Consider the following 15,123-nt stretch of genomic DNA (forward strand, 5'->3'; position numbering starts at 1 on the left):
GATCCGAACATGACCGAGCACAACGTCATTCAAGCCTTTGAACAAGAATGCCAGGCGCAGATCAGCGCCCAGGGCCAGGATGAGAAGCTCAAGGGCCTGGCCCGTGACTTTTTCAACGAGTCGGCGACCCACAAGTACAGCTATCACTTTTCCTGGATGGGGCGGCCGATCATTCAGCTGCCCCAGGACATGATGGCGATGCAGGAGATCATCTGGCAGGTCAAGCCGGACCTGGTGATCGAATGCGGTATCGCTCACGGCGGCTCGATCATCTACTACGCCTCGCTGCTGGAGTTGCAGGGCCATGGCGAAGTGCTGGGCATCGACCTGGATATCCGTCCGCATAACCGCGAAGCCATCGAGCAGCATCCGATGAGCAAGCGTATCCGCATGATCGAGGGTTCGAGCATCGATCCGACCATCGCCGAGCAGGTACGGGCCGCCGCAGCCGGCAAGAAGGTGATCCTGGTCCTGGACTCCAACCACACCCACGAGCACGTGCTCGAAGAGCTGCGTCTGTATGCGCCGCTGGTGTCGGTGGACAGCTACTGCGTGGTCATGGACACCGTGGTTGAGGACATGCCGGAAAGCTTCTTCCCGGATCGTCCCTGGGGGCCGGGTGACAACCCGAAAACTGCGGTCTGGGCCTATCTGGAGGAGAACCGCGATTTTGAAATCGACTATCAGATGCAGAACAAGCTGCTGATCACCGTGGCGCCGGACGGTTACCTGCGTCGGGTTCGTTAACTATCAATGGTTGCAGGTTCAAGGCGTTTGGCCGGTTGTGGGGAAGTACCTATGTGGGTTGGAGACAAAGCAATGAATGACAAAGCACCCCTGAGTGAGCGTTTCACCCTTGTGCTGTTGTCCCACAACCGCAAAGCGTTCATGCAGCGCACCTTGCAGTATTACAGCACCTATCCGTGCTCGATCCTGGTACTGGATTCGTCGCTGGAGGCGGATGAGTCCCTGGCGCAGCTCTATCCCCAGGTCGACTACCGGCATCTGCCGCAGTTCGGCTACAAGGGCCTGCAGGACAAGCTGACCTATGGTATGAGCCTGGTGACCACGCCTTACATGGCGTTCGCTGCCGATGACGATTTTCTCCTCCACGATGCGCTGACTAGCTCCCTGGAGTTTCTCGAGGCCCATCCCGACTACGGGCTGTGCCACGGCTACGGGATGATGTATCTGGCCCGGGCTTCGGAAACCAATTACTACCGCCGTGATCGCCGGGTCATGGAGGACTATGACTCCCATGATGCCCAGGATCGGGTAATGAACTTCATGGGGCATTTCCTGCCGCCGTTCTATGCGGTGACCCGCACCGACCTGCTGCGCCAGTGGTATGAGCTGCTGCCGCCGGGGGTGAGTTTCGAATGGCAGGAAATCGGTCATTCCTTCTTCCTGCTGGCCTGTGCCAAGGCGCGGATCCTGCCGATTCCATTTGCCGTGCGTGAGGCCAACTACGGGGCTTCGGAGCACAACACCAATGTGCTGACGGTGCTGACCTACAAGGACGCGCAATCGGTGGCCCAGCGTGAGGCCTTCGCCGAATTCCTCGCTTCGTTGCCCACCGGTTTCAGTGGCCAGGACCCCGAGCAGGTGAAGCAGATCGCCCTGGACAGTTTCACCGCCATGGCCGATTGCCTGCTCAGCGGACGTTCCCTCAAGGGCACGGCGATCTTCCGTTCGGCCTGGGTCGAGGTCGGGGCCGAGCCGGTACGCTCCTTCGGTCCCGAGCAGTTCGTCGAGATGCCCTTCTACAACCAGCCGATGTTCGATCTGCTGACCCAGTTGGAATTCCTCATGCACGCCATGCCCACCGGGCGCCTGCAGCTCAAAGAGCTGGAGGGCGTGTGGCTGCGTCAGGAAGAGTTGATGCGGGTTCATCCCAACGATACGCCGGAGAGTCTGCGCGCCCGGTTGTGGGAAGCGCTGACCCTGAACCTGTTCAACCGCGAGGTGGTCAAGCGCCTGGCCGAGTCGATGCAGGACAGCGACGAGCCCGAGGAGGCGCGCAAGCTGCAGGCCTGGGCCGAGCGCCTGGCATCGGTGCCAGGCTCTGACAGTCGTGCCCTGTTCAACGCGACCGAGTCGGGACGCTTGCTCAAATGGCTTGAGGCCCGTGCTCCGGAGCCGGCACAGCTGAATGCCATCGCCGCGCACCTGGCCCGTCATGCCGGTGGCCCGCAGGTGCAGATCCTGTTGCTGGACCTGGACGCTGACCTAGTCAAGTTGCAGGCCACGCTCGACAGTCTGCTGGCCGGTCATTACAAGGCGTTCAAACTGGTGGTATTCACCACCGGCGAGCTGCCGGCCACCACCACGGCCCAGGACACCTTGCACTTCGTCAAGGTCACGGAAAGCAACTACGTCGAGCGCATCAACCAGGCCATGGCCCAGTCCCGTGCCGACTGGGTAGTGTTGGCCGAGGCCGGTGACCAGTTCACCGCCAGCGGCCTGCTGCGGGCGAGCCTGGAGTTGCTCGGCGCCGAAGGCATTCGGGCCGTGGCCATGGACGAGATCCAGCGCCGTGCCGATGCCACCTTGAGTTCGGTGTTCCGCCCCGGGGTCAACCTGGATCAACTGCAAGGCACGCCGGCGCTAATGGCCCGGCATTGGCTGCTGGACCGCGAGACGGTGCTGCAGATCGGTGGTTTCTCCCGTGAGCTCAAGCAGGCCCTGGAACTGGACCTTGTATTACGCCTGATCCAGGACGGTGGCCTGGGCGGTCTGGCCCACCTGGCCGAGCCCTTGCTGATTTGTCAGGCCCCAGGGGACAAGGCGGAAGCCGAAGAACGGCAGGTGCTGACCCGGCACCTGGCCGCACGAGGCTATCGCGCTCAGGTTGGTTCGGCGCAGCCGGGCACCTATCAGATCGAGTATCAGCACGCCGAGCGGCCGCTGGTGTCGATCATTCTGCCCAGCCAGGACAATTTCGCCGAGTTGCAACGCTGCCTGGTCAGCGTGCTGCAGCGCACCCGCTACCAGCGCTATGAAGTGCTGATCGCCGAAAACCACAACCAGAGCGCCGAGCTCGACAGCTGGCTGACCAGCCTGGAAGGCCGCGGCGAGCGCATTCGCGTGTTGCGCAGCGGCCAGCGCCTGAGCGCTTCGGCCCTGTACAACATGGCGTGCCGGGAAGCTCGGGGCGAGTACCTGGTGCTGCTCTCGGCCGATGCTGAGGTGGTCAACGCCAACTGGATCGAGAGCCTGCTCAACCAGGCTCAACGCCCGGAAGTCGGGATTGTCGGCGCCAAGCTGGTGAACGAAAACGGCGTGACCACCCAGGCCGGGTTGATTCTGGGTTTTGACGGCCACCTGGGTGCCGCCTTCGCCGGTGAGGCCAGGGAGGCAGCGGGCTACATGAATAGCCTGTGGGTGGAGAAAAACTATTCAGCGGTGTCCGGTGCCTGCCTGATGATCGCCAAGGTGCTGTTCGAGGCGGTGGGCGGGTTGGACGAAGAGCATTTCGACCAGGCCTTCGCCGATGTCGACCTGTGCCTGAAAGTGGCTGATGCCGGTTACCTCACGGTACTGACGCCCCAGGCCCAGGTGCAGCATCCGGGGACTTTGCCGCAACACCCACAGGCGGCCGCGGCCCTGCAGGACAAGTGGGCGGCGCGCTTTGCCCAGGATATTGCCTATAACCAGAACCTGGCGTTGAGCGGCAAGGGCTTTACGCTCGGTACCGCCAGTGGTGTGGATTGGCTACAGATGATTGCCAATTGATTGCTGTCTCGAGGGAACCCAGCATGCTCAATAGTCTTTTGAATGTCCGCTTTGCGCATCGTGACTTGACGCTTGCTTGCAGAGGGAGACTGTCATGACTCCCTACAGGATTCCCTATGGCTGCCAGAGCATCAATCAGGCGGACATCGATGCGGTGGTGCAGGTGCTCCAGTCTCCCTGGCTGACCCAAGGGCCGACGATCGAGCGTTTCGAGCAGGCCCTGGCCGACTACTGTCAGGCCGGGCATGCCGTTGCCGTGTGCAATGCCACGGCGGCGCTGCATATCGCCTGCGTGGCGGCGGGCCTGGGGCCGGGCGACTTTCTGTGGACCAGCCCCAATACCTTTGTCGCTTCGGCCAACTGTGGGCGTTACTGCGGTGCCCAGGTGGACTTTGTCGATATCGATCCCCATACCTGGAATATGGATGCGGCTCTGCTGGCGCAGAAGCTCGAGTTAGCCGAACGCAACGGCACCCTGCCGAAGGTGGTGGTGGTTGTCGCATTTGCTGGACAGAGTGCCGACATGCAGGCCATCGCCGGGCTTGCCGAGCGCTACGGATTTGTCTTGATCGAAGACGCGGCGCACGCCGTGGGTGCCTCCTACCTGGGGCGTCCAGTGGGTTGCGGAACCTATGCGGCAATGACCATCTTCAGCTTTCACCCGGTGAAAATCATCACCAGTGCCGAAGGCGGGATGGTGCTGACCAACCGGCCGGAGTTCGCCGAGCGCCTGCGCCGTTTGCGCAGTCATGGCATTACCAGCGACCCGGCACTGATGCAGGTCCCGGATACTGGCCTGTGGTACTACCAGCAACTGGAGCTGGGCTTCAACTATCGGATGACCGACTTGCATGCTGCACTGGGACTTTCTCAAATGTCCCGGCTCGACGAGTTCGTGGCTCGACGTCGGGAGCTGGCGGCACGCTACCAGATGTTGCTGGCCGACCTGCCGCTGACCTTGCCGGTGGCGCAGAGCGGGGCCGACTCGGCTTGGCATCTGTATGTGGTGCGCCTGGATCTGACCCGTATCCGGCTGACCCAGAAGCAAGTCTTTGACGAATTGCGTGCGGCGGGACTGGGGGTGAACCTGCATTACATTCCCGTGCACCTGCAGCCTTATTACCAAGAACAGGGCTTCGCCGAGGGTGATTACCCCGAGGCAGAACGTTACTTCCTGGAAGCCCTCAGTCTGCCCCTTTTTCCAGAGCTGACCGATGAGTTGCAAGACGAAGTGGTGGCGCACCTGCAGCGGATTCTGGATTGAGAGGTAGTGATGACGGTTTTTTCCTGGCCTGGGATGTGCTGCGTCCAAGCGGCTGCGAACGCTCCAGGCTGTCTGCCTGAGTCAGGGGCGTGCAAGTTGGAGCCAGGCCTTTGAGTTGTGTGGCGTTGATTCCTGCCCGAGGCGGCAGCAAGCGTATTGCACGCAAGAACCTCAGGGCCTTCGATGGTGTGCCGATGCTCGCTCGCTCCATCGACAAGGCATTGAGTTCCGGGCTGTTCCAGCGAGTGGTGGTCAGCACCGACGATCCGCAGATCGCCGAACTGGCGCTTGCCTGTGGCGCCGAGGTGCCGTTTGTTCGGCCACAGTCCCTGGCAGATGACTTCACCGGCACGGCAGCGGTGATTGTCCATGCCTTGCAGGTGTTGCAGGAGCAGGGACAAGCGTTCGAGTACGCCTGTTGTATCTACGCCACCGCGCCCTTGCTGCAGGTGCGTTATCTGCGCCAGGGGCTGGAGACGCTGGTGCAGCACCCGGACAAGGCGTTCGCCTTCTCGGTGTGCAGCTTCGGCTTTCCCGTGCAGCGGGCGCTGACTCTCGATGAGCAAGGGGCGCTCAATGCCCTGTACCCGGAATTTCGTCAGAGCCGTTCCCAGGATCTGCCACTGGCCTATCAGGATGCAGGGCAGTTCTACTGGGGCAGGAGCCAGGCCTGGCTGGAGGGGGAGGTGCTGTTCTCACCCCGCAGCCTGCCGGTGATCCTGCCCCGTCATCTGGTGCAGGACATCGATACCGAAGAAGACTGGCGGCGAGCGGAATACCTGTACGCCGCACTGAAGGCCGCAGGAGAGCTGGAGTGAGGGTACTGATCCGCGCCGATGCGTCGCCGGTCATCGGCAGCGGCCACGTGGCCCGCTGCCTGACCCTGGCCCAGGAACTGCGCCGCCAGGGCGCTGATGTAGCGTTCGCCTGTCGGCGTCTGCCCGGTCATCGCCTGGAGGCGCTGTGGGCCGAGGGCTTCCAGGCCTTTGAGTTACCGGAGTGCTACGTCGACGAGCATCCAGAGTTGGGGATCGAGGCGCCCTTGCCCTGGCAGGCGGACATCGCCGCGCTGCAGCTGGTATTGGTCGCTCAGCCGGCCTTCGACTGGGTGCTGGTGGATCATTACGGTCTCGATCATCTATGGCAGAGCGCCGCTCGCCAATGGGCGCCGAGGATCGCCGCGATCGACGATCTGGCCAACCGCAAGCATGCCGTGGACCTGTTGCTGGATCAGAATTTCAGCGGCAGCGCCGAGGCCTATTCCGGGTTGTACGACGCGTCGTGCCGGACCCTGTTCGGTCCGCATTACGCCTTGTTGCGCGAAGAGTTTCACCGCCCCCCCATATCGATCCGGCCACAGCCGCGGCGCTTGTTGGTGAACTTCGGCGGTTTCGATGCCGCCGGCCAGACCCACAAGGCCATGTTGGCACTGCTGGATTTCCACGATCTGCAGGTGGACTTCGTCGCCGGCAGCGGCAACCCGGACTGGCAGGCCATGCAGGCCCTGGCCGCCGAACGGCCGCACTGGCGACTGCACAGCTATGTGAAGGATTTTGCCGGGCTGTTGGCCGAGGCAGACCTGTGCCTGGGCGCGGGAGGCGGTACCAGCTGGGAGCGAGCGGTGCTGGGGGTGCCTACGCTGTGCATCACCGTGGCCGCTAACCAGGAGGCCAATGCCCGGTTGCTGGCCGAGGCGGGTGCCCACTTGTACCTGGGGGCCTGTGAACAGGTCAGCGTGGAGCAGGTGCGCCAGGCCCTGAGCCTGTTGCTGGACAATCCGGGGCTGCGTCATAGCCTGTCCCGCCGGGCCCGCGAGCTGGTGGATGGTCGGGGTGTGCAGCGAATGGCAGCGGCGTTGTTCACTGTGGCACTGCGTTTGCGTCCGGCGTCTGTGGATGATGCCCGGTTGCTGTTCGAGGGGCGCAATGCCGAACTCGTCAGGCGTTGGTCCCAGCAGCCCGAGGCGCTTGAGTGGCCGGACCATGTGCGCTGGCTGGAGGCCGCTGTGAATGATCCGCAGCGGCTGTTGCTGATAGCGGAAATAGCCGCGGGGGCGGTGGGGGTGCTGCGCTATGACCGCCAAGGCATTCAGGCGGATGTGTCGATCTACCTGTTTGCCGAGCACCTGGGGCTAGGTTGGGGGCGGGCGTTGCTGGAGCAGGGCGAGGCTTGGCTGATGCGCCATTGGCCCGATGTGCAGCGCCTGGGGGCTCGGGTGCTGGCAGAGAATCAGGTTTCGCTGACATTGTTTCGCCGGGCCGGCTATTGCCAGGCGCCTTGTGAATTCACCCGTGTGTTGAAGGAACATCTGGATGACTAGTTTCAAGATCGGCTCGCGCTCTGTGGGCGCCGGTGCTGCGCCGTTGATCATCGCCGAGATGAGCGGCAACCATAATCAGTCGCTGGATGTGGCTCTGCAGATTGTCGAGGCCGCGGCCAAGGCTGGTGCCCATGCCCTGAAGTTGCAGACCTACACCGCCGACACCATGACCCTGGACCTGGATCAGGGGGAGTTTTTCATCAAGGACCCGGATAGCCTCTGGGCTGGCTCATCGCTGTACGACCTGTACCAGCGTGCCCATACGCCCTGGGAGTGGCACGAGCCGATCTTCGCCCGGGCGCGGGAGCTGGGCTTGCTGGCGTTTTCCACGCCGTTCGACGAGAGCGCGGTGGACTTTCTCGAAAGCCTCGACGTCCCGGCCTACAAGATCGCCAGTTTTGAAAACACCGACCTGCCGCTGATTCGCCGGGTCGCCGCCACCGGCAAGCCGCTGATCATTTCCACCGGCATGGCCAGCATCGCCGAGCTGGACGAAAGCGTGCGGGCCGCCAGGCAGGCCGGCTGCCGGGATCTGGTATTGCTCAAGTGCACCAGCACCTATCCGGCTTCGCCGGCCAACAGCAACCTGTTGACCATCCCTCATCTGCGGGAGCTGTTCGGCTGTGAAGTGGGCCTGTCCGATCACAGCATGGGGGTTGGGGTCTCGGTGGCTGCTGTGGCCCTGGGCGCCACGGTGATCGAAAAACATTTCACCCTGGACCGTTCGGCCGGAGGGGTCGACGCCAGTTTTTCCCTGGAACCGGGGGAACTGGCCAGCCTGGTGCTTGAAACCGAGCGGGCCTGGCAGGCCATGGGGCAGGTGCGCTATGGCGCCACCCAGGCCGAGAGCAAGTCGCTGACGTACCGTCGGTCGCTGTATGTCACCCGGGACATGCAGGCTGGGGAACTGTTCAGCGCCGACAATGTGCGGGCAATCCGTCCCGGACTGGGGCTGGCTCCCAAGCACTACGATGCGCTGCTCGGGCGTCGTGCGCGTCAGGCCCTCAAGCGCGGCACGGCGCTGGACTGGGCGCTCATCGATTAAGCCTTTGTGTGGCTGATTCGGCAAAATAGCGTGACCTGTGAGTCATAACGTGCATCTTCACTGTATTGTATTGCCCGGGAAGATGGCGCCAGCCCTGCGTGACAGGACCCGTGATAGCCCTTGGTTCTTCCCGATGCCGTTGTGTTCGGCGCAAGTATCTGTGTTTCTTTCGGCAGCCCCTGCTCAGTGACTGAGCGGGGGTATTGAGCTGTTTATTATTGGGAAGCCGTAATGATTGGCATAAAAAGCATTGCGAGCTACGTGCCTGTAGCCGGCGTGGACAATTACGCACAAGGTGCAAAGTTCGCCAAGGATGAAGACTTCATCCTGGGCAAGATCGGTTCCGCTTTCCTGCCGCGCAAAGACGCCGGGCAAGAGACTTCCGATCTGTGTGTCGAAGCGGTCAATGCCCTGTTCGCCAGCAACCCGGAACTCAAGCGCGAAGCCATCGACGTATTGATTGTGGTCACCCAGAACGGTGACGAGGAAGGGCTGCCCCATACCGCCGCGATCGTTCAGGACAAACTGGGCCTGCCGACCACGGTGGCGGCCTTCGATATTTCCCTGGGCTGTTCCGGGTATGTCTACGGTATCTATGCCATCAAGGGTTTCATGGAAGCTGCAGGCCTGAAGAACGGCCTGTTGGTCACCGCCGATCCTTATTCGAAGATCGTCGATCCCGAAGACCGCAACACCACCATGCTGTTCGGCGATGCCGCCACCGCCACCTGGCTGGGCGAGGGGGCGACCTGGCAGTTGGGCAAGGCCAAGTTCGGCACCGATGGCTCCGGTGCTCCGCACTTGAAAGTCAGCGATGGCGTGTTCTTCATGAACGGCCGCCAGGTGTTCAACTTCGCACTGCTCAAGGTGCCTGCCCACCTGCACGAGTTGCTGGCCGAGTCGGGCTTGCAGCCTGACGATATCGATGCCTTCTGCATTCACCAGGGCAGTGCTGCGATTGTCGACGCCGTGGCCCGGCGTTTCGAGGGCGATCCGAACAAGTTCATCAAGGACATGGTGGAAACCGGCAACACAGTTTCCTCGAGCATTCCGCTGCTACTGGAAAAGCATATGTTCGATTCCAGCTGGAAGCGCGTGGCCTTGAGTGGCTTCGGTGTTGGTTTGTCCTGGGGGTCGGCGATCATCTATCGCTCCTGACGCTCAGCTTCCGGCGGCACACGTAGCGCTCAAGGTGTAATCTTGAGCGCTATTTTTTTGCGCGAGTGATAAGCGAGGCAGCATGAGCGACAGCTTGGAACACAATGCCCGGGTCCTGGGCGAGCGCTGGCCGGTGCTGCTGGAGCGGCTGCTGGCTGAAGACAGTGATGCGCTGCAGGCGGACCTGGTGGAGGGGCTGGGTTCGACCCTGAGCATCGCCGGTATCCAGCTCACCAGCCGCCATGATCGCACCCGTGAGGCGCATACCCAGGCCGCCAGCCTGCCTGAGGCGCCGGTCCTGCATCTGTACGGCTGCGGCCTGGGGGACCTGCAACGGGCGTTACTCCAGCGGCCGGAGTTGACGCGTCTGTACGTGCACATCCTCAATGGCGCGGTGTTCAGGTTGGTGCTGCAACTGCTTGATCAGCAGGACTGGCTGGCCGATCCACGGGTCGAGTTGCTGTATGCCGGCGATCTGCCGGAGATTCAACTGCCGTTCTTCGCCCTGCCGGCCGAGTTGGTGCTGGCCGATGATTACAACGCGAAGATTCGTGACCGGCTGATCAGCGAGACCCATCTGTCTTTCAACAATCGTCTGTTCTCGGCCGATGCGCCGGACATCGCTGCGCGTCTGGCCGCCATCGAGCCCTGGGTTCGGGCGGATCGCGATGTTGCCGAACTGTTCGATCTTCATGCTGGGCGCGAGGTGTTCGTGATCGCTACGGGGCCGAGCCTGGAGCAGCATTACCAGGCATTGCGGGCGGTAGCCGAACAACCTGAGCGGCCGTTGTTGATCTGTGTGGATACGGCCTATCTGCCTCTGCTCAAGCAAGGCATCCGGGTGGATCTGGTGGTCAGTATCGATCAGCGAATCTCCACGGTGCATCTGCCGGGCCAGGGTAGTGACGGCGTCGTCCTGGTCTATATGCCCCTGGCGGACCCGTTGGTTCTTGAAGGTTGGCGGGGGCCGCGGTATGTGGGCTATTCCTCCAGTCCGGTATTCCAGGCGTTGCGCCAGCGGATACCGCGGGCGCAGTTGCATGCTGGAGGCAGTGTGATTCATCCGGCCGTGGATCTGGCGGTGAAGATGGGAGGCAGGCGGATCACTCTGTTTGGTGCGGATTTCGCATTTCCTCAGAATCGAACTCATGCCGGGTGGCAGGACGGTGATCTCGGGCCTCAGGCCGGCGTGGCCCGGCATTGGGTGCTTGACGGCCATGGGCAGCGGGTCAAGACCCAGCTCAACTTTCGTAGTTATCTGTGCGAGCTGGAGCGTTACATCGCGAGTCGGCCCGAAGTGGTGTTCTTCAATACCAGCCGCAGTGGCGCGATGATCCTGGGCACCATCTTCCATGGGGATTTTGTTCAATGAAGCGACTTGAGCCTGTGTTTGATCGTGCCCGGGAAGTTGCCGATCTGTTCCGCCTGGGCCGAGATGTGGAGGCTGTAGGAGGCATGGTCGAGTTGTTCGAGCCCATACAGTTGCGGGTGGATAGTGCGTCGGTGTCGGTTCAGCAGGACTGGGCCCAGTTGCTGGGCCTGATGCTGGCTTGCCAGGAGATGCAGAACTGGCTGAGCCTGGCTGATTATCTCGAATATGAACTGGTGGATTGGCTGCAGGGTGAACTGGGTAGCTGAAAGGTTTTTTCTTGTTGCCTGCCAGGGCGGTTTTGGCGAGGGTTTTCTGACGTCATTTTTTTCGCTTGTCGATGGGCTTAACCCCTTGTTTTCCAAGGGGTGGCAGGGTGATGGCAAATATTTTTGAAAAAGCCCTAAAGCAACTTGCATTGGCGACGATAACTATTACGAAGGTTCTCTAGGCCATTACCCGGCGGTTGCCAGGGCCGGAAGCCGCAGTACCCAACCAACGAGGAATTCGTCATGGCTTTAACAGTAAACACTAACGTCACGTCGTTGAACGTTCAGAAAAACCTGAACCGCGCTTCCGACGCTCTGTCGACTTCGATGACTCGCCTGTCTTCCGGCCTGAAAATCAACAGTGCAAAAGACGACGCCGCCGGCCTGCAGATCGCTACCCGTATGACTTCGCAGATCCGTGGTCAGACCATGGCTATCAAGAACGCCAACGACGGTATCTCCATCGCCCAGACCGCTGAAGGCGCGATGCAAGAATCCACCAACATTCTGCAGCGTATGCGTGAACTGGCTGTACAGGCACGAAACGACTCCAACGGTACTCAAGACCGTGTTGCTCTGAACAAAGAATTTGGTCAGATGTCGGACGAACTGACCCGTATCGCCAAGTCGACCAACCTGAACGGCAAGAACCTGATCGACGGTACTGCTGGCACCATGACCTTCCAGGTCGGTTCCAACACTGGCGCTACCAACCAGATCACCATCACTCTGGCCAGCGGCTTCGACGCTGCAACCCTGAGCGTGGGTTCCGCGACCATCGCCATCACCGGTACTGACAGCACCACTGCTGAAGCCAGCACCAAAGCCGCTATGGACGCCATCGACAAGGCGCTGCAGACCATCAACTCCAGCCGTGCCGACCTCGGTGCTGCCCAGAACCGTCTGACCAGCACCATCTCCAACCTGCAGAACATCAACGAAAACGCCAGTGCTGCACTGGGTCGCGTACAAGATACCGACTTCGCTGCTGAAACTGCCCAGCTGACCAAGCAGCAGACTCTGCAACAAGCTTCGACCGCAGTTCTGGCCCAGGCCAACCAACTGCCATCCGCTGTACTGAAACTGCTTCAGTAATAGCTGGCTAAGCTTTGGCGGGGGAGTGCGCTGGTCGTGCTCTCTCGCTTTTTTACTTTAAGAGGTGATGGACATGGATATGAGCGTGAAGCTGAACTTGTCTTATCCAGCGGCCAAGCCGGTGACGCCTGTTGCTGACAAGCCCGTGGAGAAGCCTCGAGAGGTGGTGCCTGCTGTGGCTGAGACCGCCAGTCAGGACAGTAAGAAAGGTGCTCAGACCGAGCAGGAAAAGTTGAAGATGGCCGTCCAGGAAATCGAGAAATTTGTCCAGTCGGTCAAGCGTAACCTGGAGTTCTCGATCGACGAGCCCTCCGGCCAGGTTGTGGTCAAGGTGATTGCCAGCGATTCGGGTGAGGTGGTTCGTCAGATCCCCAACGAAGAAGTGCTGAGATTGGCCAATAGCTTGAATGACGCCAGCAGCCTGCTGTTCAGCGCGAAAGTCTGATAGCTGGCATGAAATTTGTTGCTGTGTTCTTTTGGACGTTGTAGTGGTCAAAAGACCGGCGGCACACTGAAGGGAGATACACATGGCAAGTCCAATTCTACCGGGTACCGGTCTAGGTTCCGGCCTCGACACCGGTGCTATCGTCAAGGCGTTGGTTGCGGCTGACAAAGCGGCCAAGCAGGGTCAGATCGACCGTGCAACTGCCAGCAACAGTGCGAGTATTTCCGGTATCGGCACCTTGCAATCGCTGTTGTCGACTTTCCAGAGCACTCTGTCGGTCACAGGGCTTGGAAGCTCGGTCAATCCTTCCTTTGCCGGTTTTGCGGCTACCTCCAGCGACAATAAAATCGTGGATGCCACAGCCGACAACTATGCGGTGGCTGGCAAGTACACTGTTGAAGTGACTAATATTGCAACTTCGTCAAAAGTGGCCAGTAAGGCTTTTGCCGGAGGAAATACCAGTGCCATTCCGAGTGGTACGTTGAACATCACTCAAAATGGCATTAACTATCCGCTGACAATCGGCGCGAATGCGACATTGCAGTCGGTGCGTGACTCGATCAACGCCGATTCCAAAATGGCCATGTCCGGAATCAGTGCCAACATCGTGACCGACTCGTTCGGTTCGCGTCTGGTGATTGGTTCTGAGAAGACTGGTGCTGGCTCTGATATTTCTGTCAGTGGTATTGCTGGGTTGGAAGTTGACGGCACCCAGCCCATGGGGGTCGGCGCTGCGGCATCGGGCAACATTGGTGGGCTCGCCAAGGATGCGGTTTTCAAGATCGATGGCATGCAGCTGACCAGCAAGACCAATACCGTTACTCAGGCTGTTTCCGGTCTCAAGCTCAACTTGGTGGCTCCCACCGCGACCGATAAGCCGATCACTATCACTGTTGCGACCAACACTGAAGGTCTGAAGACTTCGATTCAGAAGTTTGTCGATGCTTACAACGCGGTGGCCAATGGCATTTCGACCCTGACCAAGCCCTCGCTGGACGACAACGGCAAGCTGACGGTCCCTGCTCAGTTGACCGGTGACGCTCTGCCTCGTTCGATTCTGGCGGCGATTCGTGCGCCGTTGTCGGAGGTGGGGGCGGGTGACAAGTTGACGGTGCTGGCGCAGTTGGGGATTACCACCAACCAGAAGACTGGTGCCCTGGACTTCGACGATAAGAAGTTCACCGCCGCCATGACCGACAAAAAACTCGGTGGCGAAGTGCAGAAGCTGTTTTCCGGCGATGGCACCAATCCAGGCCTGCTTGATCGCATGACTTCCGCTATCAAGCCGTTCACTCAGGGCGTAGGCACCATGACCGAGGGGATTCTCACCACTCGGACCAAGACCCTGGATATCACCAAGAAAAAGCTCAGCGATCAGCAGGATGCCCTGGATCGTCGAGTGGCGACGCTGACAGCGGTACTGACCAAGAAGTACAACGACATGGATACCCTGGTGGGCAAGCTGAAGGCCACTGCCAGTAACATCACGTCGATGTTCGAAGCGTTGAACGCACAGAAAAAAGGCTAATATCCAGCCTGCGCCAAAAGCCCGGCAGCGTTTTTTCAGCGCTCCGGGCTTTTGCATTTGATCTAAAGTTTTTTGACGTTGCGTCGATACATTGCTTATACGAACCCTTGAGTTTTGAAGAGGTATCACATGAATCCGATGTTAGCCCTTCGGCAGTACCAGAAGGTGGGTGCACAGGCACAGACCTCAGAAGCCAGTCCGCATCGTCTGGTGCAGATGCTGATGGAAGGCGGTCTGGATCGTATTGCGCAGGCCAAGGGCGCAATGGAGCGCAAGGATATCGCCAACAAGGGCGTGTTCATCGGCAAGGCAATTGGCATCATCGGTGGCTTGCGTGAGGGGCTGGACCTGGAAAACTCCATGGATGCCCTGGGGGATCTGGATGGTCTCTACACCTACATGATGAAGCGTCTGACTGAAGCCAATATCAAGACCGATCCGAAGATTCTCGATGAGGTCGCTGATCTGCTGCGCACGGTCAAGGAAGGCTGGGATGCCATCGCTGCACCGGGTCCGCAGTTCTAAGGAGGAACACCATGAGTGCTGTCCTGCAACGCATCGAAGAAACCCGCGAGGCTCTGGTTGGCGCCTTGGCCGAGCGCAACTGGCAAGCCATTGGCGAGTTGGACCTGGCCTGCCGTTCGTGCATGGAGGATGTGCTCGGCGAGGCTCAGGTTGACGAGGTCGCCTTGCGGGACAATCTGGAGGAGTTGTTGGGGGTTTACCGGCAGCTGCTTGAGGTGGCAACCGGAGAGCGTCAGGCGATAGTCGACGAGATGTCGCAGATCACCCAAGCACAGAACGCGGCAAAGGTTTACCATTTGTTCGGTTAATGTTGAGTTAATCCGAACGTTGCGCGCCATAAATTTGACTGTGCACGCATTTTTGACTTAAC

Annotated in this window: 14 protein-coding genes; all 14 read left to right on the top strand. The window is 60.3% G+C overall.

Translation table 11 applies throughout. The features are described from left to right. Nucleotides 1-9 precede the first annotated feature (9 nt). On the top strand, nt 10-747 hold the full coding sequence (locus ACSSVC_RS12125; RefSeq protein ID WP_492612327.1) for a cephalosporin hydroxylase family protein: 738 nt from the start codon (nt 10-12) through the stop codon (nt 745-747). Nucleotides 748-798: 51 nt separating this feature from the next. Further along, complete coding sequence (locus ACSSVC_RS12130) at nt 799-3,735, top strand: TIGR00180 family glycosyltransferase (RefSeq protein WP_492612328.1); 2,937 nt, start codon at nt 799-801, stop codon at nt 3,733-3,735. A 94-nt stretch (nt 3,736-3,829) separates the two neighbouring features. Further along, on the top strand, nt 3,830-4,999 hold the full coding sequence (gene pseC, locus ACSSVC_RS12135) for a UDP-4-amino-4,6-dideoxy-N-acetyl-beta-L-altrosamine transaminase (RefSeq protein ID WP_346632001.1): 1,170 nt from the start codon (nt 3,830-3,832) through the stop codon (nt 4,997-4,999). 110 nt (nt 5,000-5,109) lie between these two features. After that, nucleotides 5,110-5,817 carry a pseudaminic acid cytidylyltransferase gene (gene pseF, locus ACSSVC_RS12140; protein ID WP_346632000.1) on the top strand — a complete coding sequence of 236 codons (708 nt, stop codon included), beginning with the start codon at nt 5,110-5,112 and terminating at the stop codon, nt 5,815-5,817. Beyond that, the gene (gene pseG / locus ACSSVC_RS12145; RefSeq protein WP_492612329.1) at nt 5,814-7,319 is read left to right on the top strand and encodes a UDP-2,4-diacetamido-2,4,6-trideoxy-beta-L-altropyranose hydrolase; all 1,506 of its coding nucleotides are present in this window, start codon (nt 5,814-5,816) and stop codon (nt 7,317-7,319) included. The genes pseF and pseG overlap by 4 nt, the downstream gene beginning before the upstream one ends. Continuing rightward, the gene (gene pseI, locus ACSSVC_RS12150; protein ID WP_492612330.1) at nt 7,312-8,364 is read left to right on the top strand and encodes a pseudaminic acid synthase; all 1,053 of its coding nucleotides are present in this window, start codon (nt 7,312-7,314) and stop codon (nt 8,362-8,364) included. The genes pseG and pseI overlap by 8 nt, the downstream gene beginning before the upstream one ends. A gap of 231 nt (nt 8,365-8,595) precedes the next feature. Continuing rightward, a complete protein-coding gene (locus ACSSVC_RS12155) occupies nt 8,596-9,522 on the top strand; it encodes a ketoacyl-ACP synthase III (protein ID WP_346631997.1) in 927 nt (308 codons plus the stop codon). 82 nt (nt 9,523-9,604) lie between these two features. Beyond that, nucleotides 9,605-10,894 carry a motility associated factor glycosyltransferase family protein gene (locus tag ACSSVC_RS12160; RefSeq protein ID WP_492612331.1) on the top strand — a complete coding sequence of 430 codons (1,290 nt, stop codon included), beginning with the start codon at nt 9,605-9,607 and terminating at the stop codon, nt 10,892-10,894. After that, nucleotides 10,891-11,160 carry a hypothetical protein gene (locus ACSSVC_RS12165; RefSeq protein WP_346631995.1) on the top strand — a complete coding sequence of 90 codons (270 nt, stop codon included), beginning with the start codon at nt 10,891-10,893 and terminating at the stop codon, nt 11,158-11,160. Before ACSSVC_RS12160 ends, ACSSVC_RS12165 begins: the two co-directional genes overlap by 4 nt. Nucleotides 11,161-11,403: 243 nt before the next feature. After that, a complete protein-coding gene (locus ACSSVC_RS12170; RefSeq protein WP_346631994.1) occupies nt 11,404-12,255 on the top strand; it encodes a flagellin domain-containing protein in 852 nt (283 codons plus the stop codon). A gap of 73 nt (nt 12,256-12,328) precedes the next feature. Then, complete coding sequence (locus ACSSVC_RS12175) at nt 12,329-12,700, top strand: flagellar protein FlaG (RefSeq protein WP_346631993.1); 372 nt, start codon at nt 12,329-12,331, stop codon at nt 12,698-12,700. An 82-nt stretch (nt 12,701-12,782) separates the two neighbouring features. Continuing rightward, entirely contained in the window at nt 12,783-14,228 is a 1,446-nt protein-coding gene (fliD, locus tag ACSSVC_RS12180; RefSeq protein WP_492612332.1) for a flagellar filament capping protein FliD, read from the top strand. Nucleotides 14,229-14,357: 129 nt separating this feature from the next. After that, nucleotides 14,358-14,753, top strand: a complete 396-nt coding sequence (gene fliS, locus ACSSVC_RS12185) for a flagellar export chaperone FliS (RefSeq protein WP_346631991.1) — start codon at nt 14,358-14,360, stop codon at nt 14,751-14,753. 11 nt (nt 14,754-14,764) lie between these two features. Continuing rightward, the gene (fliT, locus tag ACSSVC_RS12190) at nt 14,765-15,061 is read left to right on the top strand and encodes a flagellar protein FliT (RefSeq protein WP_102864028.1); all 297 of its coding nucleotides are present in this window, start codon (nt 14,765-14,767) and stop codon (nt 15,059-15,061) included. The last annotated feature ends 62 nt before the right edge of the window (nt 15,062-15,123 follow it).

The sequence above is a fragment of the Pseudomonas sp. E1BtOHC1 genome (assembly GCF_058744285.1).